This window comes from Pseudomonas sp. LFS044 (assembly GCF_047978245.1).
Classification (GTDB): Bacteria; Pseudomonadota; Gammaproteobacteria; order Pseudomonadales; family Pseudomonadaceae; genus Aquipseudomonas.
In genome coordinates this window covers 1-25,243 of sequence record NZ_JBFPFX010000040.1, presented here as the reverse complement: position 1 = coordinate 25,243, position 25,243 = coordinate 1, and the positions used below count along the sequence as shown (strand labels likewise).

General features: G+C 59.1%; 23 protein-coding genes. 16 read left to right on the top strand and 7 right to left on the bottom strand.

Features of this window, described 5'->3' with window-relative positions; all coding sequences use genetic code 11:
* Positions 1-4: 4 nt before the first annotated feature.
* Positions 5-1,402, bottom strand: coding sequence for a PLP-dependent aminotransferase family protein (locus ACNQPL_RS24915; RefSeq protein ID WP_416468175.1), 1,398 nt, complete (start codon positions 1,400-1,402; stop codon positions 5-7).
* Positions 1,403-1,669: 267 nt separating this feature from the next.
* Between ACNQPL_RS24915 and ACNQPL_RS24910 the strand changes: the two genes are divergently transcribed.
* Positions 1,670-2,839, top strand: coding sequence for an MFS transporter (locus ACNQPL_RS24910; RefSeq protein ID WP_416468174.1), 1,170 nt, complete (start codon positions 1,670-1,672; stop codon positions 2,837-2,839).
* Here the strand turns inward: ACNQPL_RS24910 and ACNQPL_RS24905 are convergent.
* Entirely contained in the window at positions 2,826-3,587 is a 762-nt protein-coding gene (locus tag ACNQPL_RS24905) for an SDR family oxidoreductase (RefSeq protein ID WP_416468173.1), read from the bottom strand. The two genes, ACNQPL_RS24910 and ACNQPL_RS24905, sit on opposite strands and share 14 nt — an antisense overlap.
* A gap of 244 nt (positions 3,588-3,831) precedes the next feature.
* On the opposite strand from ACNQPL_RS24905, the gene ACNQPL_RS24900 reads away from it, so the two are divergent.
* The 3 genes from ACNQPL_RS24900 (at position 3,832) to kdsA (ACNQPL_RS24890) (ending at position 6,705) form a co-directional block, all read left to right on the top strand.
* The gene (locus ACNQPL_RS24900; protein ID WP_416468172.1) at positions 3,832-4,833 is read left to right on the top strand and encodes an NADP-dependent oxidoreductase; all 1,002 of its coding nucleotides are present in this window, start codon (positions 3,832-3,834) and stop codon (positions 4,831-4,833) included.
* Between the two features lie 152 nt (positions 4,834-4,985).
* Entirely contained in the window at positions 4,986-5,825 is an 840-nt protein-coding gene (locus ACNQPL_RS24895; RefSeq protein WP_416468171.1) for a lipopolysaccharide kinase InaA family protein, read from the top strand.
* A gap of 37 nt (positions 5,826-5,862) precedes the next feature.
* The gene (gene kdsA, locus ACNQPL_RS24890) at positions 5,863-6,705 is read left to right on the top strand and encodes a 3-deoxy-8-phosphooctulonate synthase (protein WP_416468170.1); all 843 of its coding nucleotides are present in this window, start codon (positions 5,863-5,865) and stop codon (positions 6,703-6,705) included.
* A 283-nt stretch (positions 6,706-6,988) separates the two neighbouring features.
* Here kdsA (ACNQPL_RS24890) and pyrF read toward each other — a convergent pair whose 3' ends face one another.
* The gene (pyrF, locus tag ACNQPL_RS24885; RefSeq protein ID WP_346615209.1) at positions 6,989-7,690 is read right to left on the bottom strand and encodes an orotidine-5'-phosphate decarboxylase; all 702 of its coding nucleotides are present in this window, start codon (positions 7,688-7,690) and stop codon (positions 6,989-6,991) included.
* 182 nt (positions 7,691-7,872) lie between these two features.
* On the opposite strand from pyrF, the gene ACNQPL_RS24880 reads away from it, so the two are divergent.
* On the top strand, positions 7,873-8,040 hold the full coding sequence (locus tag ACNQPL_RS24880) for a DUF2897 family protein (RefSeq protein ID WP_016500979.1): 168 nt from the start codon (positions 7,873-7,875) through the stop codon (positions 8,038-8,040).
* A gap of 495 nt (positions 8,041-8,535) precedes the next feature.
* Here ACNQPL_RS24880 and ACNQPL_RS24875 read toward each other — a convergent pair whose 3' ends face one another.
* From ACNQPL_RS24875 to rfbB, 3 genes are all read right to left on the bottom strand, one after another.
* Complete coding sequence (locus tag ACNQPL_RS24875) at positions 8,536-8,868, bottom strand: ComEA family DNA-binding protein (protein WP_416468169.1); 333 nt, start codon at positions 8,866-8,868, stop codon at positions 8,536-8,538.
* Between the two features lie 168 nt (positions 8,869-9,036).
* Complete coding sequence (rfbA, locus tag ACNQPL_RS24870) at positions 9,037-9,936, bottom strand: glucose-1-phosphate thymidylyltransferase RfbA (protein WP_416468168.1); 900 nt, start codon at positions 9,934-9,936, stop codon at positions 9,037-9,039.
* A complete protein-coding gene (gene rfbB, locus ACNQPL_RS24865) occupies positions 9,933-11,015 on the bottom strand; it encodes a dTDP-glucose 4,6-dehydratase (protein WP_416468167.1) in 1,083 nt (360 codons plus the stop codon). The genes rfbA and rfbB overlap by 4 nt, the downstream gene beginning before the upstream one ends.
* Positions 11,016-11,459: 444 nt before the next feature.
* Here rfbB and ACNQPL_RS24860 point away from each other — a divergent pair, with 444 nt between their 5' ends.
* The 9 genes from ACNQPL_RS24860 (at position 11,460) to kdsB (ending at position 21,619) form a co-directional block, all read left to right on the top strand.
* Positions 11,460-12,251, top strand: a complete 792-nt coding sequence (locus ACNQPL_RS24860) for an ABC transporter permease (RefSeq protein ID WP_416468166.1) — start codon at positions 11,460-11,462, stop codon at positions 12,249-12,251.
* Positions 12,252-12,264: 13 nt separating this feature from the next.
* Entirely contained in the window at positions 12,265-12,918 is a 654-nt protein-coding gene (locus ACNQPL_RS24855) for an ABC transporter ATP-binding protein (RefSeq protein WP_416468165.1), read from the top strand.
* 54 nt (positions 12,919-12,972) lie between these two features.
* Positions 12,973-14,079, top strand: coding sequence for an ABC transporter permease (locus ACNQPL_RS24850; RefSeq protein WP_346615215.1), 1,107 nt, complete (start codon positions 12,973-12,975; stop codon positions 14,077-14,079).
* Positions 14,072-15,163, top strand: coding sequence for a polysaccharide biosynthesis/export family protein (locus ACNQPL_RS24845; RefSeq protein ID WP_416468164.1), 1,092 nt, complete (start codon positions 14,072-14,074; stop codon positions 15,161-15,163). The genes ACNQPL_RS24850 and ACNQPL_RS24845 overlap by 8 nt, the downstream gene beginning before the upstream one ends.
* Before the next feature lie 96 nt (positions 15,164-15,259).
* A complete protein-coding gene (locus ACNQPL_RS24840) occupies positions 15,260-16,240 on the top strand; it encodes a glycosyltransferase family 4 protein (protein ID WP_416468163.1) in 981 nt (326 codons plus the stop codon).
* Positions 16,237-17,907, top strand: coding sequence for a capsular biosynthesis protein CpsB (locus ACNQPL_RS24835; protein WP_416468162.1), 1,671 nt, complete (start codon positions 16,237-16,239; stop codon positions 17,905-17,907). The genes ACNQPL_RS24840 and ACNQPL_RS24835 overlap by 4 nt, the downstream gene beginning before the upstream one ends.
* A 66-nt stretch (positions 17,908-17,973) precedes the next feature.
* The gene (locus ACNQPL_RS24830) at positions 17,974-19,461 is read left to right on the top strand and encodes a hypothetical protein (protein ID WP_416468161.1); all 1,488 of its coding nucleotides are present in this window, start codon (positions 17,974-17,976) and stop codon (positions 19,459-19,461) included.
* Positions 19,462-19,465: 4 nt separating this feature from the next.
* Positions 19,466-20,308, top strand: coding sequence for a 3-deoxy-8-phosphooctulonate synthase (gene kdsA, locus ACNQPL_RS24825; protein ID WP_416468160.1), 843 nt, complete (start codon positions 19,466-19,468; stop codon positions 20,306-20,308).
* 24 nt (positions 20,309-20,332) lie between these two features.
* Positions 20,333-21,619 (top strand): 3-deoxy-manno-octulosonate cytidylyltransferase, encoded by a 1,287-nt coding sequence (gene kdsB, locus ACNQPL_RS24820; RefSeq protein WP_416468159.1) that lies wholly within the window; start codon positions 20,333-20,335, stop codon positions 21,617-21,619.
* Positions 21,620-21,715: 96 nt separating this feature from the next.
* On the opposite strand, the gene ACNQPL_RS24815 is transcribed toward kdsB, so the two are convergent.
* Positions 21,716-22,648 (bottom strand): KpsF/GutQ family sugar-phosphate isomerase, encoded by a 933-nt coding sequence (locus tag ACNQPL_RS24815; protein ID WP_346615220.1) that lies wholly within the window; start codon positions 22,646-22,648, stop codon positions 21,716-21,718.
* 504 nt (positions 22,649-23,152) lie between these two features.
* On the opposite strand from ACNQPL_RS24815, the gene ACNQPL_RS24810 reads away from it, so the two are divergent.
* Both ACNQPL_RS24810 and ACNQPL_RS24805 read left to right on the top strand, forming a co-directional pair.
* Positions 23,153-23,434: a hypothetical protein gene (locus ACNQPL_RS24810; RefSeq protein ID WP_346615223.1), complete on the top strand. Its 282-nt coding sequence runs from the start codon at positions 23,153-23,155 to the stop codon at positions 23,432-23,434.
* 604 nt (positions 23,435-24,038) lie between these two features.
* Complete coding sequence (locus ACNQPL_RS24805) at positions 24,039-25,088, top strand: phosphotransferase (protein WP_416468158.1); 1,050 nt, start codon at positions 24,039-24,041, stop codon at positions 25,086-25,088.
* Positions 25,089-25,243 lie beyond the last annotated feature (155 nt).

Below are 25,243 nucleotides of genomic sequence, written 5' to 3'. Positions count from 1 at the left end.
CCCTTCAGCTTTCAGGGCCGGCGCCAGCGTGCTGGAGGAAGGCCTGGGCACGTGAGTCCTGCCCATAGGCGACATTGATGCGCAGCCACTCGCTGGCAGCGCCTTCGAAGTCGAAGGCGCTGCCCGGGGTGAGCAGCACCTCATGCTGCAAGGCCAGCTGCTCAAGGCTGGCGAAGTCGCGCCCCGGCACCCGCGCCCAGACGAACATGCCGCCGTAAGGCTCGCAGAACACCTGCCAACCGTACTGTTCGAGCTGCCCCAGCAGCTTGGCCATGTGCTGGGCCAGGCGCCCCCTCAACCGCTGGGTGCTTTTGCGGTAGCTGCCGCTGGCGAGCATCTGCCCCACCACCTGTTCGGCGAAGCGCGAGGTGCCGATGCCGCTGACCATTTTCAGTTCGGCCAGTTGCGCCAGCAGCGGCGGGTCGGCCACCAGGTAACCGACCCGCAGCGAACTGCTCAGGGTCTTGGAGAAGCTGGCCATGTAGATCACCCGTTGCTCGCTGTCGAGGGTGGCCAGGCGTGTGGCTGGCCCGTCCTGGAAGTCGGCGTAGATATCGTCCTCGACGATGCGCAGGTCGTGCTCACGGGCCAGCTCCAGCAGGCGGTAGGCCACTTTGGGCGTCAGGCTGGTGCCGGTCGGGTTCTGGTACAAGCTGTTGACGAACAGGCAGCGGGGCCGGTGCTGCGCCAGCAAGCGCTCAAGCACGTCGATGTCAGGCCCCGCCACCGTGCGCGGCACCGGCAGCATGCGCACCTGGTGCTGGCGCAGCAGGTTGTAGAGGTTGTAGTAGCCGGGGTTTTCTACCAGCACGGTGTCGCCTGGGCGCAGCAGCGTGCGCACCAGCAGGTCGAGGCCATGGCTGGCGCCCTGAGTGGTGAGGATGCGCTCGGGGGCGGCGGCGATGTCCAGCCGCGCAAGGCGCTTGTGCAGTTGCAGGCGCAGGCTGGCCAGGCCCAGGGGCGGGCAGTAGTCAAACAAGTCCTGCGGGTTGCCGCGGCTGACCTGGCGGATGGCCTGCGCCAGTTCGGCGTCCGCCCGCCAGGCGCTGGGCAGCCAGCCGCAGCCGAGTTTGAGCAACTGGTCATGGCCTTCGCGAAATTGGCGCCAGCTGCCGTTACCGGTTTCGTCCCACACCGGCGCGTCGTCCGCGGCCATGGCGGATTTGCGCTCAGCGACGAAGAAGCCGGTGCCGTGGCGGGCTTCGAGCCAGCCGCTGGCGACCAGGCGATCGTAGGCTTCGATCACGCAAGAGGCGCTGACGGCCTGGTCGCGTGCCAGCGCACGAATCGATGGCAAGCGCGCGCCGGGGCGCAGGCGCTGCTGTTCGATCCAGGCTTGCAGGTGGTCAGTGAGCTGCTTTACCAGGGGGGTTGTGCTTTGGCGGTCCAGGGGAAGGTGCATGGGCTTGGTGTTTGGTGGTTTTGAGCGAACAGTTAAGCATAAATAGGATGGTGGTGTGCCTTGTTGAGGGTTCGGCTTGGCAGCACTGTTGGCAGTACCGGCCCTATCGCCGGCAAGCCGGCTCCCACAATGTGGACTGCCCCAATAAGTTGGACACCCATCCAAACCTGGGGGGCAGTCCAATGGCCAAGGCGCCTGAGGACTCTGTGGGAGCCGGCTTGCCGGCGATAGGGCCGGTACTCACAACCCCGAAACCAGGACCCTCCCATGCCCCCGCGCTCCAACCCTGCCCTGCTGGCCTTCGCGCTGTGCCTGATCACCCTGGCAGTCAACCTGCAGGCCCCGCTGTACATCACCTACGCCGACCTTTCCGGCCAAGGCGCCGCCGCCACAGCAGTGGCCTTTTCCGCTTATGTGGTAGGTGTGCTCCCCGTGCTGCTGGCCCTGGGCGGCCTGGCCGACCGGGTTGGGCGGCGGCCGCTGATTATCGCCGCACTGTTGCTGTCGATGCTGGCTACTCTGCTCATGCTGGTGGCGCCAGGCCTTCAGACACTGGCCCTGGCGCGACTGGTGCTGGGCTTGGGTACCGGCCTGGCCACAGCCACTGCAACGGCCTATATGGGCGAATTGATGGGTGGCGCCAGCAGCGCCCGCGCCGCCAACTGGGTAACTGCGAGCACCTCGCTGGGCTTTGGCCTCGGCGCGGCGCTGACCAGCCTGTTCCTGCTGCGCGGGCCCAGCCTCACACCCGGCAGTTTTCATCTGCAACTGCTGCTGGCTGGCATCGCCCTGGTACTGACCTGGCGCCTGCCCGACCCACGCCCGGCACAACGTGGCGCCATGCTGCGCCTGCCCTTCTATCCACGTGGCAGCGCGGTGTATGGCCTGGCCATTCTGCTGGCCTGGGCCGGCACCGGCCTGGTCATCGCCTTGCTGCCGGGGATATTGCGCCAGCATGGCCTGAGCGACTGGTCGGGCTTCTCGACGTTCTGCGTCACCAGCTGCGGCCTGTTGTTCCAGCCCCTGGCGCGGCGCATGGCCAGCACCAAGGCCACGTTGCTCGGCCTGGCAATACTGCCGTGCAGCTATGCACTGCTGGCCTGGGGCGCCAACGCAGGGCACCTCGGCGCCGTGCTGCTGGGCGCGGTGGCGGCCAGCAGCGCCTGCTATGGCTTTATCTACCTGGGCGGGCTGGCGGCGGTGAACCAGCTGGCGGGCAGCGAGAAAACCCGGGCCAGTGCCGGGTTCTTCCTGCTCGCCTACCTGGGGTTCAGCGTCCCGGTGATCTTCACTGGGGTACTGAGTGATCGGCTGGGGTCGGGGATGGCGTTGCTGATGTTCGGGGGTGTGCTGTTGCTGGGGTGTGCAGCTGTCGCACTGGCCTTGGTAGTGTCCGCTCGCGACAGCGCCCATAGCGAACCACTCAGATTGCAGTAGCCCCACCATCTACCGTCAGGCTGTGCCCGGTGGTGAAAGCGGCACCATCGCTGCACAGGTACAGCACGGCACTGGCGATTTCCTCGACCTTGCCGATACGCCCGACCGGGTGCATCGCCGCAGCGAACTCGGCCTTGCGCGGGTCGGCCTCGTAGGCCCGGCGGAACATGTCGGTGTCGATCACCGCCGGGCACACCGCGTTCACCCGGATGCCTTTCTTGGCATATTCGATGGCCGCCGACTTGGTCAGGCCGATCACCGCATGCTTGGAAGCGCTGTAGATGCTCATCTTCGGCGCTGCGCCCAAACCGGCCACCGAGGCGGTATTGACGATCGCCCCACCGCCCTGGGCCAGCAGCAGGGGCAGCTGGTGCTTCATGCACAGCCAGACGCCCTTCACATTGACGCCCATGATGGCGTCGAACTCCGCCTCGCTGCCCTCGGCCAGGCGGCCCTGCTCGATCTCGATACCGGCGTTGTTGTAGGCGTAGTCCAGGCGGCCGTAGGCGTGGATGACCTGTTCGTGCAAGTGACGCACATCGGCGTCCTTGGTCACGTCGCAGGCCACGAACAGCGCTTGGCCACCGGCTTGTTGAATCAGGGCCACCGTAGCCTCGCCGCCAACAGGATCGAGGTCGGCCACCACCACCTTCAGGCCCTCCCGGGCGAACGCCAGTGCCGTCGCCCGGCCGATGCCTGCCGCGCCGCCGGTGACCAGGGCTACCTGGCCGGAAAAGGTCATGCTCATCGTTAGCTCCACAGCGAAGGAATGTTCAAAGCGGGCTCACGCCTGAGTGTGGCAGCCGCGGCCCATGGCTGCTCCCACACACAACAGGCCGCGGGTTTGACCAGAGTCTAGTCAGCCACTCATCCAACTGGGCAGCATCATCAGGCCAGCGGTTGGGCTACCATGCTTTCCAGTGATTTTGCAGACCAACCGGCATCACCGCGTTAAATTGCCTACTTAGCCTCTTGCCCTCAAGGACCCTGCCATGACCCAGACCAACCGCCGCTTCCTGCTCGCCAAACGCCCGGTCGGCGCCGTGCGCCGTGACGACTTCACCTTCGAGACCGTACCCGCCCAGGCCCCCGCCGATGGCCAGATCCAGGTGCGTAACCTGTACCTGTCGCTGGACCCGGCCATGCGCGGCTGGATGAACGAAGGCAAGTCGTACATCCCGCCCGTGGGCCTCGGCCAAGTGATGCGCGCCCTCGGCGTGGGCGAAGTGGTGGCCTCCAACCACCCCGACTACAAGCCCGGCGACCACGTCAGCGGCGCCCTCGGTGTACAGGACTACTTCACCGGCGAACCCCAGGGCCTGCACAAGATCGACCCCAAGCTGGCCCCCCTGCCCCGCTACCTGTCGGCCCTGGGCATGACCGGCATGACCGCTTATTTCGCCCTGCTCGATGTGGGCCAGCCCAAGGCCGGTGAAACCGTGGTCATATCCGGCGCTGCCGGCGCGGTCGGCAGCATCGTCGGCCAGATCGCCAAGCTCAAAGGCTGCCGCGTGGTCGGCATCGCCGGCGGCGCGCAGAAATGCCAGTACCTCAAGGACGAACTGGGCTTCGACGGCGTCATCGACTACAAGGCCGAAGACGTGCTGGCCGGCCTCAAGCGCGAGTGCCCGCAAGGCGTTGATGTGTACTTCGACAACGTTGGCGGCGAGATCCTCGATGCCGTGCTCACCCGCATCAACTTCAAGGCCCGCATCGTCATCTGCGGCGCGATCAGCCAGTACAACAACAAGGAAGCAGTCAAAGGCCCGGCCAACTACCTGGCGCTGCTGGTGAACCGTGCGCGCATGGAAGGCTTTGTGGTGATGGACCACGCCAAGGAGTACGGCAAGGCAGCGCAGGAAATCGCCGGCTGGCTGGCCAGCGGCAAGGTCAAGAGCAAGGAGGACGTAGTGGAAGGGCTGGAAACCTTCCCGGAGGCATTGCTCAAGCTGTTCAGCGGGGAGAACTTTGGCAAGTTGGTGCTGAAGGTCTAAACCTGCGGCACAACGGGGCGTTCAGCGCCCCATTCGCCCCCCGACAGGCACACGCGCGCCCCTCCGAGATGAAGAGACCTGTAGGAAATATGTGAAAAACTGTAATATTGGATCCATTGAGAAGTGGCTTTTTGATATTACAAGGATTGGACGTGGTTGGCGGCACTCAGAATTGGCAGCACGAATACCCTCATACGTTACGGTATCGCGACACTACCCTTTACCTGCGCAGCCCCATTGCATCTCACACCCGGCGGGCCTTCGAACGACTGATAGAGCGAAACCTGCCTGCCAAACGCGTTAGCGCCCCGCTGGAGTGCGACAGGAGTCAACTGTTCACCAAGCGTGAAAAACTCGACTCGCTGAAAAAGAAATGGCGAATTCAACGCGGTATCCCTAAGCGCAACGGAATGTATGACTGGTCGATCGAAGAGCTGATAAATACCCACGAGGCAGCTCGTCGTGGTGCGCGGGTACCTGCGCTCATGGGCTACGGTTACAGCCGTTCAAAACTGGGCCTCGTTCAAAACGTCTTCGTCATCACCGACCTGCTGGCCGGGCATGTGGATGGACTGACCCGTGTTCGTCAGGCGCCGGATGCGATACACGCTGTCCTGCGTGCAACCTTCGAACTTCTACACGCATTGCACTGCCAGGGCATCACGCACATGGACCTGTGGGCTGGGAATGTCATGCTGCCAGAGCAAGGCTTGGCCCAGGCCATCGATCTGGAGAACAGCTTTTCCGGGACTACGGCTTATACGGGAGAAACCCTGGGCTTCCAGTTTGGCTTTTTCTACTATCGAGAAATCTACCGCTACATTACCGAAGCGGACTATGATGCTGCGGTAGAATGCGCGCTTGCCGAGTACTTCCCCGACGTGCAACGCACTGCCTTCGACCGGGTCTATGCGCTAGCCAAGCATCAGGACATCGGGCGCCTGGAGCGCCGAGAGATCTTCACCCGCGGTGTCCTCGAAAGTCGTTGGTAGAGCGCCATGGCTACCCCATGACTTTACAGAGTAAAAAATGATCAAGATTACCCAGAACATCGAGTGCTCCAATACCGCCCCCTTCGTTCTTTTCGGCGGCATCAACGTCCTCGAGTCCGAAGACCTTGCCCTGAAGGCCTGTGAAGAATACGTGCGCGTCACTCAGAAGCTGGGCATCCCCTACGTCTTCAAAGCCAGCTTCGACAAGGCCAACCGCTCCTCCATCCACTCCTACCGTGGCCCTGGCATGGAAGAAGGCCTGCGCATCTTCGAAAAGGTGAAGGCCGAATTCGGCGTGCCGATCATCACCGACGTGCATGAAATCTACCAATGCGCCCCGGTCGCCGAAGTGGTCGACGTGCTGCAACTGCCCGCCTTCCTGGCTCGCCAGACCGACCTGGTGGTCGCCCTGGCCAAGACCGGCAAGCCGGTCAACATCAAGAAGCCGCAGTTTCTCAGCCCTTCGCAGATGCAGAATATCGTGCACAAGTTCAAGGAAGCCGGTAACGACCAGCTGATCCTCTGCGACCGCGGCACCTGCATGGGCTACGACAACCTGGTGGTCGACATGCTGGGCTTTGGCGTGATGAAACGCACCTGTGACAACCTGCCGATCATCTTCGACGTGACCCACGCCCTGCAGAACCGCGACCCGTCGGGCGCTGCCTCCGGTGGCCGCCGCGAACAGGTCGTCGACCTGGCACGCGCGGGCATGGCCGTTGGCCTGGCTGGCCTGTTCCTGGAAGCGCACCCCAACCCGGACCAAGCCAAGTGCGACGGCCCGAGCGCCCTGCCGCTGGACAAGCTGGAGCCGTTCCTGGCGCAGATCAAAGCGCTGGACGACCTGATCAAGGGCTTCCAGCCACTGGTCATTGCCTGATTCAAGGGCAACAAAAAAGGGCCGACATGCGCACTGCATGTCGGCCCTTTTTTCATCCTGCAAGCGCAGCTTTATTGCCCAAAACTTCAGAACCTGTCGCGATCCATGTAGGAGCGGGCTTGCCCGCGATCACCGGCAAAGCCGGTGCCATTCACCGCAGCGCCTACTTCGCGGCTGCAGCCGCTCCCACAGGGTATGCGGCGCGCTCGCGGGCTTTGTTCTCTGCGCGACAGCGCAGCCAGAAGGGCTGGCTAATCCCCCACAGATAATGGGTCAGCCTCTATCAGCCGCGAATTTCCGCCACCACCGCCGCCAGCGCCTGCGCAGGGTCTGCTGCCTGGCTGATCGGGCGACCGATTACCAGGTAGTCGGAACCGGCATCCAGTGCCTGGCGCGGGGTCAGGATGCGGCGCTGGTCATCCTGCGCGCTGCCAGCCGGGCGGATACCCGGTGTCACCAATTGCAGCGACGGGTGTGCCGCCTTCAAGGCCGTGGCTTCCAGTGCCGAGCACACCAGCCCGTCCATGCCAGCTTTCTCGGCCAGTGCAGCCAGGCGCAGCACCTGCTCCTGCGGGTCGATATCCAGGCCGATGCCGGCCAGGTCTTCACGCTCCATGCTGGTAAGCACCGTCACGCCGATCAGCAACGGCTGCGGGCCGCTGCGCTGGGCCAGCACTTCACGGCAGGCCGACATCATGCGCAGGCCGCCCGAGCAATGCACGTTTACCATCCACACGCCCATTTCGGCCGCCGCCTTCACCGCCATGGCGGTGGTGTTTGGGATGTCGTGGAACTTGAGGTCGAGGAACACTTCGAAGCCTTTCGCACACAACGTCTCGACAATGCCCGAAGCACTGCTGGTGAACAGTTCCTTGCCCACCTTGACCCGGCATAGGGCAGGGTCGAGCTGGTCGGCCAGCTTCAGGGCGGCTTCACGGGTTGGGAAATCCAGGGCGACGATCAGGGGCGTCTGGCAGGCGGACATGGTCGGGTCTCTTGGCAAGTCGAAAACGGCGCGCATTGTAAACGAAGTGGCGGTGCCTTTGGGGGCCGTGGGTCACTAGAATTGGCCCGGCTGGGTCTCGGTCCTATAATTGAACCAACGGTCAAGGTATTTGCTCAAAATTTCAGATACGCAATGCCCCCGATGTTCATAGGAGAACGACAATGCCCTGGTATGCCTGGCTGATACTCATCATAGCCCTCGGCTCGATCGTCGGTGGGCTGATGATGCTGCGCGACACAGCGAAAAAGCTGCCCCTGACCGATGAGCAATTGCGCAAGGTGCATGAGCGCAATGCCGAGGCGGATGCCAAGGATGCGCAGGATAGGTAGGAGCTAAGTTGCGGCTGTGCCCGCGTTGAATGCGGGTGTTCGCCGGCAGATTTGCGGGGGATTCGGGTGTACGCCGCGCGCTCTACAGCGATGTTGAGATCGAGCGCCGCCCGCGCGGCGCTTCGCGGGGCAAGCCCGCTCCCACATTTGTTGCAACGCGCCGTTCCAGGCAGGCCATGGTTGTTCGCCTTGGCGCACGGCTGAAGACAGGTGGGGCGCCGGCAGCGCCAGCCAAAAAAATCGCGTCGTGCTAACAAGGCTGGCAACTATGGCCTATCAGGCCATGGCACGTTGCAACAAATGTGGGAGCGGGCTTGCCCCGCGAAGCGCCGCGCGGGCGGCGCTCGATCTCAAAGGCGCTGAAGATCTCAAGGCAGGCGCTTCGCGATGCGCCGCGCAGGCGGCGCTCGATCTCATGGGCGCTATAGCATTTACGCCTGGCCCGGCGCTCAATCTCCAGGGCCCTACAGCACCCGTGCCTGGCGCTCTAACGCCCTACTCCACCATCACCTTGTCCCGATTGCGCTCCAGCAATGCAGTGCCAATCCCCTTGATCTCCAGCAGCTCATCCACTGAAGCAAACGGCCCATGGGCATCCCTGTAAGCGACGATGGCTTCCGCCTTGGCCTTGCCGATCCCGTTCAGCTCCTTCTGCAGCGTCAAGGCATCCGCCGTATTCAGGTTTACCTTGCCCGCCGCCGCGTCCATCTGGCTCACCACCGGCACCGGCTCTTTAGGCATCGTCGAAGCCCCCGGCGCGGCAGCAACAGAGAACGACAAACCAGCGAACAGCGGCAACAGCAGGTAATTGAGGACAATATTGCGCATGAGGTCACTCCTGTGAGTTGAGTTTGCGTGCAGCAGTTTCCTTGGCTGCCCCTTCAAACTAGCGGCTCACAGGCACTAAACCCACTGGGGAATGGTTACCAAATCAGACGTCACGGCATGTTGCACGCTTACCGGTAAAACTTCCCACGGCAAGCGTGCACAAGGCCTTCAACCCTGCAGGATAGGGTCGCGCAACAAGCGCAGCAGGTACTGCCCATAACCATTCTTGCTCAACGGCGCAGCCAGGGCTTGCAGCTGTTCTGCATTGATCCAGTTCTGGCGGAAGGCCATTTCTTCCGGGCAGGCGACCTTGAGGCCCTGGCGGCGTTCGAGTGTGGCAATGTAACCACTGGCTTCAAGCAGTGAGTCGTGGGTGCCGGTGTCGAGCCAGGCATAGCCGCGCCCCATCACTTCCACCGACAACTGCTCACGCTCGAGATAAAGCCGGTTAAGGTCGGTGATTTCCAGTTCACCGCGCGCCGAGGGTTTTAGCCCCTTGGCCATTTCGATTACATCCTGATCGTAGAAGTACAGCCCGGTTACCGCATAGTTGGATTTGGGCTGCAGCGGTTTCTCTTCCAGGCTGATGGCCTTGCCGTGCGCGTCGAACTCGACCACGCCATACCGCTCGGGGTCGTTCACGTGGTAAGCGAACACACTCGCCCCCTCGCCCCGCGCCATGGCGCCGTCCAGCAGTTTGTGGAAGTCGTGGCCGTAATAGATGTTGTCACCCAGCACCAAGGCCGACAGGTCGTTGCCGATGAACTGCTCGCCAATGATGAACGCTTGCGCCAGGCCATCTGGCGAGGCCTGTACCGCGTAGGTGATATTGATACCCCACTGGTGGCCATCGCCCAGCAACTGCTCGAAACGCGGCGTGTCCTGCGGGGTGGAGATGATCAGAATGTCGCGGATGCCCGCCAGCATCAAAGTGGTCAGCGGGTAGTAGATCATCGGTTTGTCGTACACCGGCAGCAACTGCTTGGAGATGGCCAGTGTCGCCGGGTGCAGGCGGGTGCCCGAACCGCCTGCCAGAATGATGCCCTTACGTTGTGAGATCGTGGTCATTTTTCGTACTTCCCTGAACGCCCGGTGTAATTCGTTTCAACCCACTCGCGGTAACTGCCCGACTGCACGCCCTCGACCCACGCTGCGTTGTCCAGGTACCACTGCACCGTCTTGCGGATGCCGGTTTCGAAGGTTTCCGCCGGCTTCCAGCCCAGTTCGCGTTCGAGCTTGCGCGCATCGATGGCGTAGCGGCGGTCGTGCCCGGGGCGGTCGGTAACGTAGGTGATCTGCTGCGCGTATGGCTTGCCGTCGGCACGCGGTTGCAACTCGTCCAGCAGCGCACACACGCGGTTGACGATGTCCAGGTTGGGTTGCTCGTTCCAGCCGCCCACGTTGTACACATCGCCCACCGTGCCAGCCTCCAGCACACGGCGGATGGCGCTGCAGTGGTCCTTCACGTACAACCAGTCACGTATCTGCTGGCCGTCGCCATACACCGGCAGCGCCTTGCCCGCCAGCGCGTTGACGATCATCAGCGGGATGAGTTTTTCGGGGAAGTGCAGCGGCCCGTAGTTGTTCGAGCAGTTGGTGGTCAGCACCGGCAGCCCGTAGGTGTGGTGGTAAGAGCGCACCAGGTGGTCGCTGGCCGCCTTGCTCGCCGAGTAAGGGCTGTTGGGCTGGTACTGGTGCGTTTCGGTAAACGCCGGCTCATCGGCCTTCAGCGAGCCATACACCTCGTCGGTGGACACATGCAGGAAGCGAAACGCCCCCCGCTCCGCTTCGCCCAGGCCCTGCCAGTAAGCGCGCACCGCTTCGAGCAGCTGGAAGGTGCCGACCACATTGGTTTCGACGAACGCCTGCGGCCCATGAATGGAGCGGTCGACATGCGATTCGGCAGCAAAATTGAGCACCGCCCGCGGCTGGTATTCAGCCAGCAGCCGCTGCACCAACGGCCCATCGCCAATGTCGCCCTGCACGAACACATGCTGCGGGTTGCCTTCCAGGCTGGCCAGGCTCTGCAGGTTGCCGGCGTAGGTGAGCTTATCCAGGTTGATGATGGTCTCGCCCGATTGGCTCACCCAATCCAGCACGAAGTTCGCACCGATGAAGCCGGCGCCGCCGGTTACCAGGATTGTCATAGGGTCAGGTCATTCCCGAGCTGGTGGTAAGAAGTGACGTAAGTGTAAACGCGATTGATGAAAGCGTTATCGGCAGCGCACACCATCGCAGGATGGTTGGGTGGGTAATTTTGCGCGGGGGATGAAGAAGCCCTACCGACCACCCGGATACCACCGGTCGCCAAATTCATTAAAACGACACCCGGTAGTTGCCAGGCAAAACGCCATCATGCGTGTCCCATGAAACACGATTAACGGCAGAAATAGCCGAATAATCGGTAGGAACTTTCCGATAAAGACGTGGTACGACCTTGACGCTTATACCCTCTCGCGCTTAACCTCGCCGCCCTTAGAACATGGAAGTCTCCGGAACATACCCCGGCACAACGCCGACGGGCTCGGTCCTTTCCTGAAGATGAATCCCGGCGTGCCTTTGGCGCGCTGCTTTGCTTTGCGGTTACCATCTTGAAGCCTCGTTCCTCCCTCCAGATTCAGAAGTCGGTCATCTTCGCCCTCGTGCTGCGTGAAGCGCGCTCCCGTTTCGGCTCCAGCCGGCTCGGCGCCGTCTGGCTGCTGCTTGAACCGATCTGCCACCTGCTGATCTTCTCCTTGCTGTTCAGCATGCTGCGCGGGCGCACCGTTTCCGGCGTCGAGTACCCGGTCTTCATCCTGGTCGGCATGGCGCCGTTCCTGCTTTACCGCAACACTGCACTGCGCCTGATGGACAGCCTGCGCGAAAACCGCTCGCTATTCGGCTACAAACAGATCAAGCCGCTGGACACGTATGTTGCCCGCGTGATCGTGGAAACCTGTATTGCCGCCACCGTATACGCCATTCTGGTGTTCGGCTTCGCCTGGTTCGGCTTCGACATGTCTGTGCATAGCCCGCTGCAATGGGTAGCCAATTTGTTGCTGGGCCTGCTATTCGCCTTCGGCCTTGGCATGCTGCTGGCCCTGATTACCCACGCCCTGCCCAGCCTGAAGATCGTCATCCGCATGGCTTTCTTCCCGTTGTACTTCATTTCTGGCGTATTGATCCCCGCAGCCTACCTCCCTCCCGCGATGATGCCGGTGCTGCTGCTCAACCCGTTCCTGCACATCCTCGAGCTGATCCGCGCTGAGGTGCTGCCGAATTACACCCCGGTCGATGGCGTGTCCGAAACCTATGTCATCGCCTTCACCATGGTTCTGCTGTTCCTGTCCCTTGGGGCCTACCGCGCCCGCAGGATGCACCTGATTTCCACCAAGAACGGTTAAGTACAGGCCACCCGTGTTCGAGCTCAGAAACGTCACCAAGTCCTACCTGACGCCCAATGGTCGCCGGTACGTCTTCCGCAACCTGTCGCTGGCCATCCCGCCCGGCAAGAACATCGGCCTGATCGGCCGCAACGGCGCCGGCAAGTCGACCCTGATGCGCCTGCTGGGCGGTGCCGATGTGCCCGACTCCGGCACTATCGTCACCGACCGCAGCATCTCGTGGCCGGTGGGTTTGACCGGCGGCTTCCAAGGCAGCATGAGCGGGCGCGACAACATCAAGTTCGTCTGCCGTGTATACGGCGCCACGGGCGATGCGATGCGCGAAAAGATCCGTTACGTGCAGGAATTCGCCGAAATCGGCGACTGGATCGACGAACCGATCAAGACCTACTCCTCCGGCATGCGCTCGCGCGTGGCATTCGGCCTGAGCATGGCCTTCGACTTCGACTACTACCTGATCGATGAAGTGATGTCGGTGGGCGATGCGCAGTTCAAGCGCAAGTGCGCCGACGTATTCAAAGAAAAGCTGCAAAAAGCCAACGTGGTGCTGGTTTCCCACTCCATGCCCGAGATCGAGAAGCTGTGCGACATCGTGCTGCTGGTGCGTGACGGCGGCATCCAGGTGTACGAAGACGTCGCCGAAGGCATCAAGGCTTACAACAGCTGAGCAAACCCTCTTCCAATTCAGCAGCACCGTTCCATATCAAGGATGCATCCAACTATGAGCAGTACGGGTAACAAGAAGGGCTGGCGCCTGGCGTTGGCCATGGTGGTTCTGCCAATGATCCTGGCGGCCGTGTACTACGGCGTGTTCGCTGTCGACCGTTTCGTCAGCTCCGCCCAGGTGGTGGTACGCCAGGACGGCAACAACCAGGGCGCCCAGGTGCCTGGCCTGGCCACCCTGCTGACCGGCGCCAACCCGGCTTCGCGCGAAGAAACCCTGTACCTGCGCGAATACATCACTTCGATGGACATGATGCTGCTGCTGGAAAACAAACTGCACTGGATCGAGCAGTACGCCACCCAGCGCGGTGACGTGTTCTTCTGGCTCGACAAGGACGCCGCGCGCGAAGACTTGCTTGAGTACTACCAGCGCATGGTGTCGGCCCACTACGACGAAACCACCGGCCTGCTGCGTGTAGAAGTGCAAGCGTTCACCCCGGAGCTTTCCGAGCAGATGCTGCGCGAGATCCTTCAGGCCAGTGAGCACTTCGTCAACGAAGTGAGCCACAACATTGCCCGCGAGCAGATGAAGTTCGCCCAGGGCGAGCTGGAAAACGCACGCCTGAACTACGCCAAGCGCAAAACCCAGCTGCTGACCTTCCAGAACGACAACAAGGTACTGGACGGTGGCAACACCGCGCAGAGCCGCGCGACCATCATTGCCGACCTTGAAGGCCAGTACACCAAAGAGCAGGCATCGCTCACCGAGATGAACTTCAAGCTGCGCGCCAACGCCCCCCAGGTACGCCAGCAGAAGCAGAAGGTCGAGGCCATCACCCAACAGCTGGCCAAAGAAAAGCGCCTGCTGGTGTCGTCGCCGCAAGGCTCGCAGCTGAACGTGGTTGCTTCGCGCTACCAGCAGCTGATGCTTGACGCCGGCATTGCCGAAGAAACCTACAAGACTGCCGTCGCCGCGCTGGACAATGCCCGCATTGAAGCGAGCAAGAAAATCCGCACCCTGGTGACCGTAGTCAGCCCGAACACTCCGCAGCTCGCCCTGTACCCAGAGCGCCTGTACAACCTGGCCACCATTCTGCTTGGCCTGCTGATGGTATTCGGCATCACCCGCTTCATTCTGGCTTCGATCGAGGATCATCGTGATTAAATCCCTGGCTGTCTCCAAACGCGTCAACCTGAAACTGGCAGCACTGGCCCTGGCGACCCTGGGCCTGGCGGGCTGCGGCGGCACCTTGTCTGGCGCCGGCCCGTACAAGGGCACGATCGAAACCAAGAACGAGGCTTACAACCTCGTCGACATCAACGCCAGCACCATCGCGCCGTTCATGTTCGGCGCCCCGCGCCCTGCCCTGGCCTCGGTCACCAAGCCGGTATCGGCCGAAGTGCGCCTGGCCGCTGGTGACGTGCTGAACGTGCTGATCGCCGATACCGCCCCAGAAGGCTCCGCCCTGTTCGCCCCCCTGGCGTCTGGCGGCACCCAGCTTAAAACGCGTATCGACTCGCAGGGCATGCTGTCGCTGCCCTACGTTGGCCGCCAGTTCGTTGCGGGCATGACCCTCAACGAAGTCGAGAACATGATCCGCCGCCAGCTGAAAGGCATTACCACCGACGTGCAAACCCACGTTGAGCTGGTCGGTGACCTTTCCGGCTCGGTGCTGGTTGCCGGTGCAGTGAAGACTCCGGGGCGCTTCAGCACCCTGCAAGGTCCGCTGACCCTGCTGGACGCGGTCAACCAGGCCGGTGGCCCGGTCATGGAACCGCACCTGGTTAACGTGACCGTGCGCAACGGCAAACAGGTGCAGCAGTTCAACTACGAAGACATTTTGGCGGGCAACAACATGGTGCTGCGCCCGAACTCTGAAGTGGTGCTGGACCGTGCGCGTCAGCGGTTTGTAGCGATGGGTGCGGTGGGTGAGCCAGGCCTGAAGGACCTGCCTAGCCAGAACACCAGCCTGCTGGATGCACTGGGTAGCGTAGGTGGGCTGCGTGAAGCTAACGCTAACCCAGAAGGTGTATTTGTATTCCGGATGGGGGCTGGGGAAAACTCAAAACCTACGGTTCTACGTCTCAATATGCGAGACCCAGCGGCAGTATTCTATGCACGCCAGATCGCAATCAAACCAGATGACACCATCTACGTAACCAATGCTGCGGTTTACGAATGGCAAAAAGTTATCGGACCAGTCGTTCAAACCATGGTGCTAGGACGCGCAGTGGGTGCGTACAAGTAAGTAATGGCCCCACAGGGCCACTTACTACATCCATCACAATTTTGCGCACCGCTGCAAGTGTTAAAGAATACGAGTTTTTCAGGATCGAAAAATCGAATGGCCATCATCATAAATCATATAACTTCCAATAATGTCCATAGCGGCATTTTTGAAGACATCTTCCGCTATTTCTCTCGATACACAGACGGAATTGCTGAGCAAGTAGTTAGTGAGAAGCCAATAGTTGGCGCCCACGTCCGCCACTATCACCGCCCTCACTTGGAAGAGAAGCTGATCTCTCCTTGCGTGGTCACAGTTCATCATGACCTCAACGATCCTGATGGCTGGCTTTCGATTAATGCATTCCTTGATCGCTATCGCGAAGCCGATATGGTCATTTGCCTGAACACCTTGCAACAGAAAAAGTTGGCTGAGCACGGCATCTTCCACACCTGCGTGGTGCCGCATGGGTACAACCACCACTTGATCGACCCAGCACGCGCGAAAGGTCGAACTAAACGAAATAAGTTCACCCTCGCCATCGTTTCAAAGCGATATGGCCGCAAAGTTAAAGGCGAGGCTTATCTCTTTGAATTAGCAAAGCGTCTTGATCCCTCCCTGATCGAGTTTTTCTTGGTAGGTGATGGACGATCAGAAGAGGGTCGCGTATTTAGAAGCATGGGCTTTGACGTCGAGGTTTATGAAAAGCTTCCCTACGCATCCCTTATTGATGCTTACCGCGGCGTTGATGCGTTGTTAATGACGAGTTACTTCGAGGGAGGCCCGGCGAACATCCCTGAGGCTGCCGCCATGGGAGTACCCGTGGTATCTAACCCTATTGGAATGGTACCGGACCTGATTGATAACGGCGTACATGGTCTCTATTTGACAATGAATCCTTCAATCGATGCTGAAACCCTCAATGGGTTAGCTTCGAATGAAGCAGAAGTCTACTCGTCAATTTTTCAATCGAGCCAAATTGCAAGCCAGAACCTTATCACCTGGCAAGACTCAATTCTTTTAAACACGAAAGAACACGTCAAACTTTACAAGGGCAGTCAAGCCTCGATTCATAAAGCACTGGAGGCGATCGCATGAGCAAGTTCCTTATCACCGATCCAGTGCACATTCACGAACGTAATTTCCGCAGCCTTTTCGATTACCTCAAGGAAAAAAAGGCTGTTGTTGTCATAAACAACGAGCATCAACAATTGATGAGCGCATTCGGTGACTACTCCGAATCACAGGACTTACTCATCGAACATTATGAAATGCTCGAAAATCTATCCAAAGAAGATCTTTTTTCCTTCAGCATCCTACAGGTCAATCTGTTCAACGTATCACGTGCAGAAATACTGTCTTGGGTCATCACAACAAACGAGATGAAAGATCAGAGGCTGCCGCAGACAGCCCGTGAGATTTTCGAAACCTTGTTCGAAAACCAGCGCGAGACCTTGCTATGGAATATGAGCGCAGCAATTCTCTGGATTAATTTTTGGGCAGGAATGCTGAAAAAGCACAACCCTAAATTTGCTCTTGTATTCTCCGGCAGCTTGATTTACGCCCGCTCATTGCTTGAAGTAAGTCGTACGCATTCTGCTCGTGCCTTTGTCCTTGAAAGTTTCTTTACCGGCAACGACAACTACATCGAAGAAAAGTATGAGCCGATTGCCAACAACTCCAACCTCAAGCATCTCGCATACTACCGTTCGCTAGAACCCAGCGTGACGCCTGACGCACGTGACCGCGAGCGAAATAAGGCCCTCAACAAAGTCATCGCCGCAAAAAATAAAAACGTCAACCAACCCGAAGAAACAAAGGTAAAACTCTTCAAGAATCAGAAGAGCACAATACTTATTACCGGCCAGGTCCTAAACGACTTTTCGGTGCTTGAGTACAATGGCGTAGGCATCAACAGCATTCACTTCTATCAACGATTAATCGATGCACTGCTGAAAAACACAGATCTGAATATTATCTTCAAAGCCCATCCTTGGGAAAGAAAGAAGAAGAATATTACAACAGCACTTACACTCGAAACCCTCTGTGAGAAATTTAACGCTACCCCGAACATCGTCACTGACAATGAGCGTCTGATTTTCATTGAAGACTTTAATATCAAGTCGCTGTTCAGGCAAGTCGATTATATTGCGGGAATCAACTCTCAAGCCCTGATCGAAGCTGCTTTTGACGGATACCAACCTATCCAATTTGGCAATGCCTTCTACGGAAACAAGGGCTTCACAAGTGATTATTCCATTGATCAAATCGATACTTTTATCGACGATCTGAATAGTGGCAAAGTGCCGAGCCACCTTGGAATCCAAGCTTACAAGTGCTACGAGACATTCCTCGTCCGCGCACTGCAATTCTCACTAGTATCGGCATTCCCGTCCGGGAAAGCGCAATTGAATGACATCTTCAGTCTGCCCCCGCATGTGCCGATCTTGAAGGGTACTCCAGTACCAGCCCCGACTAAACCAGCTGCACCTGTTAAGGCGGCGGCCGCCGCCAAGCCAGTCGCAGCTTCTGCAGCGAACCCCGCTATATTGGCTAAGCCAGCTGCACATGTTTCAGCACCACCAGTGGCAGCCTCAGTGCAAGCCGACACACAGGCTAAAGCTCAGGCCAATGCCAAGTCAAAAAAGAAATGGCAGAAGTTCTGGAAAACTCCAAAAAAGTTTTTTAAGGATTCGAAGAATGCTCGCGTACGCTGGCTACACATTTTCTTCCCTAGCAACTTAAGCTTCACTGGCAAAAGTTAATAAATTTCGAACATCAGGGCCAATGCTATGGGAACATACCATTGGCCTCAGCATAAGGGGCTGAAAGTGACAACCCAACTCGACCTGGCGGAAGTTGTTGAAGGCAACGAAAAAATAGTCTCAGGGAAGAGAACACTTTACATTCAGCTGAATGCAGAAAAAAAATCTGATCGCCTCCTTATCGTCATGAGCGCCCACAATCATGGCGAAAAGTATATGGCTCTCAGATCTTTTCTCGAGAAGCAGATCTGCGACTTACTCTTCATCACTGACCCAAAAAATTCTTGGTACTTAGATGAAGATAACGGAGAATCTTTCGAGAAAGTCATTCATAACTTCTCGCGACAATATGAGAACAAGAATGTTTTTCTATTTGGCTCATCCATGTCCGGATATGGTGCCATTCTTCATGCACTCAAGCTCAATCTCAATGCTATCGCATCCAACCCCCAAATAAACCTTGATATTACGAAGGACTATGCATGGCCAGAACTCGTTGACCACATCAATGATCTTAATGGTCACCATACAAACATCGAGAAAATCGCAGCCTCGATCTGGCAAGACTCCGCGATTTACATAATTCATGGCCATGATGATATAGACACCGTTAACGCCAATCTCTTATTGAAAACCCAGCCAAACAACAAGAAATTGATAGTGCAAACAGTAGATATTGACTCGCACGTCTTGTACTTTGGGAAGAATATTGAGTACGTCTACGATGTCATGCAGATGCTCACCATATTCAGAGACAAACTTGACCTCTCTGCAACAGTGGAAAGCCTCACGAAAGAAGCAAAAAATATAAAAAAATCGCTTAGATCAGAAAGGAGTCAGTCCACAATCACAGACCCTTTTAGATCGTTGTCCAAACCAGCCAACGGGGAACTCTGGCAGGACAGATACAACCACGAAAGCGCTGGAAACTCAATCCACTTTGGTAATATCGGATTTTACCATAACGGCTCCCCCACTGGAGCGACCTGCTTCTTCGATGGCAAAAAATGGCGACTCACCAATCTGCCATACGAATCCAGCGACAATCTAATTTCTTCGAACGATTTCTGCACCAATGGTAGCGTTAACACATCTACCAATAACGTGTTTATCAACGATTTTTGGTGGGTAAGAAATGAAGCGGGCTCAACGATTATCGCCTCGGGCCAGCATGACTTTTGTGAAATCCACATAACCGAAGCAAAAAATAAGAACATCTACATAAACTCTTCAATACCGACAGACATTGATACCAGCGAAATCCGCGGCCAATTCCTCACCTTCACTGCGGACGTATTCACCACTGAAGGCGAAGTCTCCATAACACTGGGAGGTGTGGGGGATTCAGGCTACCACCATAAAAACTCGGAAAAAAGTAGCGCTGGCAAATGGAGCAGGCTCGTTGTGCTTGAACAATTCACATCGGTGAGCCCCAATCACAAAGATCGGATATTTGTAAGATTCAACTTAGCCACTGATGGCAAAAGCAAAATTATCCGAATCAAGAATGCTTGTTTGACTATTGGTTATTTCCCAATGGGCTTTACAGAGTAAACAAATGATCAAAATCACCTCCGCAATCGAGTGCTCCAACTCCGCCCCGTTCGTCCTTTTCGGCGGCATCAACGTCCTCGAGTCCGAAGACCTTGCCCTGAAGGCCTGTGAAGAATACGTGCGCGTCACTCAGAAGCTGGGCATCCCCTACGTCTTCAAAGCCAGCTTTGACAAGGCCAACCGCTCCTCCATCCACTCCTACCGTGGCCCTGGCATGGAAGAAGGCCTGCGCATCTTCGAAAAGGTGAAGGCCGAATTCGGCGTGCCGATCATCACCGACGTGCATGAAATCTACCAATGCGCCCCAGTCGCCGAAGTGGTCGACGTGCTGCAACTGCCCGCCTTCCTGGCTCGCCAGACCGACCTGGTGGTCGCCCTGGCCAAGACCGGCAAGCCGGTCAACATCAAGAAGCCGCAGTTCCTCAGCCCTTCGCAGATGCAGAATATCGTGCACAAGTTCAAGGAAGCCGGTAACGACCAGCTGATCCTCTGCGATCGCGGCACCTGCATGGGCTACGACAACCTGGTGGTCGACATGCTGGGCTTTGGCGTGATGAAACGCACCTGCGACAACCTGCCGATCATCTTCGACGTCACCCACGCCCTGCAGAACCGCGACCCGTCGGGCGCTGCCTCCGGTGGCCGCCGCGAACAGGTCGTCGACCTGGCACGCGCGGGCATGGCCGTTGGCCTGGCTGGCCTGTTCCTGGAAGCGCACCCCAACCCGGACCAAGCCAAGTGCGACGGCCCAAGCGCCCTGCCGCTGGACAAGCTAGAGCCGTTCCTGGCGCAGATCAAGGCACTGGACGACCTGATCAAGGGCTTCCCGCCCCTGGCCATTTCGTAAGCCTCGGTAACAAGGATTGTGAGCATGGCACCTTCTGAACAAAGAGTCGCGATCGTCATTCCGGCCCGCTACGGCTCAACTCGCTTGCCGGGCAAGCCGTTGGCCGATATCGCCGGCAAACCGATGGTGCAGCACGTGTACGAGCGCGCGCTGCAGGTTGCCAACGCACAAGTGGTGGTCATTGCCACTGACGACGAGCGCGTCGCCGAAGCCGTACGCGGTTTTAGTGGCGTGTGCGTGATGACGTCCCCGGACCACCCGTCCGGCACCGATCGCCTTGCCGAAGTCATGGCCCAGGTTGATGCAGATATCTACATCAACCTGCAAGGCGACGAGCCACTGGTGCGCCCGTCAGATATCGAAGCCCTGGCGGCCGGCATGCTGGCGGATGCCAGCGTCAATGTCGGCACCCTGTGCCACCCGATCGATGCGCATGAAGCGGGCAACCCCAACACCGTCAAAGTGGTGCTGGCAAGTAATGGCAACGCGCTGTACTTCAGCCGCTCGCCTATCCCCTACCCGCGCGACAGCGAAGTCGCCACCTACCTCAAGCACGTCGGTGTTTACGCCTATCGCCGCGACGTGCTGGCCGAATACGCCAGCCTGCGGCAGCCGATGATGGAGCACGCGGAAAAGCTGGAGCAGTTGCGCTTGATGGCGGCCGGCTACTGCATTCGTGCGTACGTGGTAGAGCCAACCGGCCCGGGCGTGGATACGCCTGAATGCCTGGAGCAGGTGCGCGCGTTGATGACTGGCCAAGCCCCGGTGGCAAAGCCAACGCTGGCCGACATCCGCCTGGTGATCACCGACGTCGATGGCGTGCTGACCGATGGTGGAATCTACTATGACGCCACCGGCGAATGCCTCAAGCGCTTCCATGTGCGTGATGGCATGGGCATGCGCTTGCTGGAAGAGAACGGCGTACGGGTGGCGGTGCTGTCCGGACGGGATTCGGCGACCTTGCGCAAGCGTGTGGCCGACCTGGGCGTGACCCTTTGCCAGTTTGGCGTGAAGGACAAGCTTGCAGCCTGCAATCAGCTGATGGCTGAGGCTGGGGTGACGCTTGAGCAGACCGCTTGCATCGGTGATGACTGCATCGACCTGCCCGCGTTCGCGGCCTGTGGGATGTCGTTTGCGGTGGCGGATGCGCCGGTCTATGTAAAGGCCGCCGCTACGCAGACCCTGACTTCGGCCGGTGGTACCGGGGCGTTCCGTGAAGTCGCCGATGCCATTCTCTTTGCTCAAGGCAAAGAGGCGGTGCTGGGTAGTGCTGCAGGGTATGCCAAGGTGATGGCGAAGATGGCGCAGTAACAAGCGTCATCGGCAAGCCCTGCGGGGGCTTGCACCCAACAATGAAAAGGGCCGATACAACCAAGTTGTATCGGCCCTTTTTTGTTATGCAGTGCGTCAGTCGAAGATTTCAACCACGCCGACCACTGCGCCCTGTGCATCGGTCACTGCCAACGCCCGAATCTTGTTATCCAGCATGTAGGCCTCAGCTTCGGAAAGCTGGGAATCTTCCTGGATAGTGTGCGGATTGGCAGTCATGAACTTCGCCACGTTTTCGTGAATCGTGCCTTCGTTATCCAGCAACGCGCGGCGCAGGTCGCCGTCTGTCACGATGCCGACCAGCTTGTCGTTATCCATTACGACAGTAAGGCCTAGGCGACTGCGGGTCATCACCAGCAAGCAATCATGGAAGCTGGTAGCAGGCGTAACCACCGGTGCTGGCGAGTGCATCACATCGCAAACACGAGTCAGCAGTTTGCGGCCCAGGCTGCCGCCGGGGTGGTAGCGGGCGAAGTCCATTGGCTTGAACTGGATGGCTTCGATCAGCGCTACTGCCAGTGCATCGCCCATGGCCATGGTTGCCAGGGTGGAGGTGGTCGGTGCCAGGTTGTTCGGGCAGACCTCGCGCTCGACCGAGATATCCAGCCAGATATCGGCGTGCTTGGCCAGGGTGGACTTACCGTTGCCGGTCATGGCGATGATTTTGTTGCCGAACGACTTCAGGCTTGGGATCAGCTTGATCAGCTCTTCGGTTTCGCCGCTGTAGCTGATAAGGATGAGCACGTCGATTGGCTTGAGCATGCCCAGGTCGCCGTGGAAGGCTTCGGCGGGGTGCAGGAAGAAGCTTGGGGTGCCGGTGGAGGCGAAGGTGGCAACCATCTTCTGGCCGATCAGGCCGGACTTGCCCATGCCGCAGACCACGGTACGGCCTTGGCAGCCGAGGATCAGCTCGACGGCGCTCTGAAACTCGCCGTTGAGGCGGTCGGCCAGCTGGGTGACAGCCTGGGCCTGGGCAATTAAAGCTTCTTTGGCGATGCTGAGGTGATTCATGTTCGTCCCTGACGACTGCAGTTATTGCGAAGCGGCGCATGGTAAGGTTTTTGTCACATTAATCAAAGCGCGATAGGCGGGGGATTGGGGGCTATCTGACTGATGGGTCGCGGTTTTTTTGATTTGAGGCAACTGTACCGCGCTCTGCGGGGCAATCTGCTCCGATGGAGCTGGATTATTGATTGGCCCTACTGCGGATTCAGATTCTTCCTACAGGAATGGGCTGGAGGTATCAGACCCAGGGAAATACCCTACAAAGTCTGTCGACAGGCGTCTGATTGTTCCTGGAAAGCTAGCCCTCTAGGCTTTCGGGGTCGCTGAGGGTTCAGCGATCGGGTGTGGAAACCTGGCAGTAACATATGGCTCCTGTCGTTATGACAGCTTTGCGCGGGAGGCCCTTGGGCCTACCGGGTTCGCCATATGCCTGGTTTTCCACCCCGCGTACAGCTGTCACCCCAATGTGTGGAAACTGAGGGGCGGCACATGATCAATATGGTGCCAATTATGAAAAAGATCGTCCCCGACCCACCCCATACTTTCGAACTGCCGCCCGGCAAATCCCTCTCCCGCGCCATCGGTGAAAACATGGTGCCGATGGAATTCGTGTTGATGAATGTCACCCATTACCTGATGTTTGCCTACAGCGACAGCCGGCGTGCCCTTGAGCGAATCGAGGATGAAGAAACGCGGCAGTTGCTGGAGCATGGGTTGCGGGCGATGCAGATTGCCTGGGGGCAGGCGGATGCGTTGGCGCTGGCGATGGAGCGGTCGTCGGGGGTGCATTGATCGAGCGCCGCCCGCGAAGCGCTTGCCTTGGCATCTTCAGCGCCTTTGAGATCGAGCGCCGCCCGCGAAGCGTTTGCCTTGGTATCTTCAGCACCCTTGAGATCGAGCGCCGCCCGCGCGGCGCATCGCGGGCAAGCCCGCTCCTACATTTGTTGCAACGTGCCGTTCCAGTCAGGCCATGGTTGTTCGCCTTGGCGCATGGCTGAAGACTGGTGGGGCGCCGGCAGCGCCAGCCGAGAAATCACGTCGTGCCACCAAGGCTGACAACTATGGCCTCACAGGCCATGGCGCGTTGCAACAAATGTAGGAGCGGGCTTGCCCGCGATGCGCCGCGCGGGCGGCGCTCGATCTCAAGGGCACTGAAGATACAAAGGCGAGCGCCGCTCGATCTCAAGGGCGCTGAAGATACCAAGGCGAGCGCCGCTCGATCTCACCATCACCAAACAGCTCAAGCCATGCACCCCGCGAACACCACCCCCCCCCACATCCCCCAAGTAAATCAACAAGTTGTTGTAACTTTTCGTTGTACGCAGGACGCACATGACGCAGCATAGCCGCCCTTCACAGCTTTGAATGGACGACGGCTGCTGCCTGATTGGATGTCATGAAAACCCCTCCTAGCCCGCCTGCGCCGAGCAAGACGCTCTTCCGCTGGCAACGGGCCCCTCTGCAAAACAACCTTCACGCACTGATGCCCCAGTGGGGCGGACAGGCGCTGGAGATCAGCAGCCAGGACCTGGCGTCCAATGCCTCGTTCGTCAACTACGTGCGCCACCATCGCTTCACCGACCCCAACACCGGTAAACCGGTAGAAGTGGTGGAAAAATCAATTCGCAAAGTCGCCTTCCTCGGTAGCCAGGAGGCGCGGTTCCACCGCGCCGAGGGCATGCTGGCGGGAAGCACGCAGTTCCGTTACCCGTCCTGCCTTGGGGTAATCGAAACGCCCTGGGAGAGTTTGATCTTCACCGAGTTCGTGCGTGGCAAGCCGCCGCGCATGCAGGCGATTGCGCGGCAGTTGGCATCAGGTATCGCTGAGCTTGAAGACCTCAGTCACGCCTGGCTGCAGGCACAACCGCTGGGCAAGGCGCCCCTGCTGTGGAGCATGGACTTCTTCCGGCCGTGGTTCCTGCTGCGCCCGCGCTTCAATTTCGACCGTTGCCTGCCGGGGCTTGCGCAGTTGGGGCGGGAAGATGCGCAGTTTGCTGGGTTGGCCGAGCGCTTCGAGGCATTTGTGCCGCTGATTCGCAAGCTGGCCGGCGAGGCACGGCGCAGCCCGCGGTGCTTCAGCCATATGGATTACCTGCGCAAGAACCTGTTCGTGAACAAGGGGCAACTGCACCTGATCGACTGGAGCGAGGTGAAGGTCGGGCGGGTTGGCTTCGATGGCGGGGCGTACCTGGGTAGCCTGTTCCGGCGCAAGGATATGAGCGTTTTTCTGGCCGCACAGAGCGAGTTTGTCGAGGCCTATCGCGAGGCGCTGGCAGAGCGGTTTGATGAGGGGCAGGCGCTGGGGAATCTGCGTTATGTGTTCTTGCTGACGGCGTTGTTCCATTGCCTGCGGCCGGAGACGGTCGAGGAGTATCGCGAGCGTGACCGGATGGGGATGTTGCGGGAGAAGTATGAGTATTTGCTGGGGGCATGCCTTGAGGGGTGAGGCGCGTTCGGTATCGAGCGGCGACCGCGAAGGGCTTGCCTCAAGATCTTCAGCGCCCTTGAGATCGAGCGCCGCCCGCGCGGCGCATCGCGGGCAAGCCCGCTCCTACATTTGTTGCAACGCGCCGTTCCAGTCAGGCCATGGTTGTCCGCCTT